General features: G+C 65.3%; 1 protein-coding gene. It reads right to left on the bottom strand.

Going from position 1 to position 528, the window contains the following annotated elements:
* Positions 1 to 528: hypothetical protein (locus C9F12_RS22280; RefSeq protein ID WP_162816566.1), on the bottom strand; the 528-nt coding region annotated here is incomplete at both ends.

Genomic DNA, 528 nt, shown 5'->3' with positions numbered 1-528 from the left:
CAACCGCCGGACTCAGGGTCAGGGTCAGGACGGCGTCACCGCCGGCCTCGGTACGCCCTTCCAGCTCACCGGCGTCGTTTGCGCTCCAGACCAAGGACTCACCAGCCGCCAGGCCCTGGACGCTGATGCCCGTGACGCTGTCATCGGCACCTATATTGCCAAAGCCGATCGAGGTGATGGCGTCGCTGCCAGCGGTAAAGGTCAGGCTCGCCACGTCGGTATCCGAGGCGGCGCCTTCGGTCTCGGCGTCATCCAGTGCCAGGCTGGCCTGGGTCGAGGCCGGATCGCTGTCGGTGACCGAAACACTCGGGCCGGTGCCGTCGGTGATGGTGACGGTGTGGCTATCGGTGGCGGTATCGCCATCGCTGTCTTCGGTGGTGATGGTGAAGTCGACCGACGGACTGTTGCCCTGGTCGAGGTTGTCCTTGGCCTCGAAGGTCCAGTTGCCGTCACCAGTGACGGTCAGGGTGCCTTCGGCGAGCTTGAAGGTCACGGTATCGGTAGCACCGACGCCCAGCGGCTTGGTTT

It is taken from the genome of Halomonas sp. BN3-1, from assembly GCF_003056325.1.
GTDB lineage: Bacteria > Pseudomonadota > Gammaproteobacteria > Pseudomonadales > Halomonadaceae > Halomonas > Halomonas litopenaei.
Note: the sequence above shows the minus strand (reverse complement) of the source record. Positions and strands in the feature narration are given on the sequence as shown.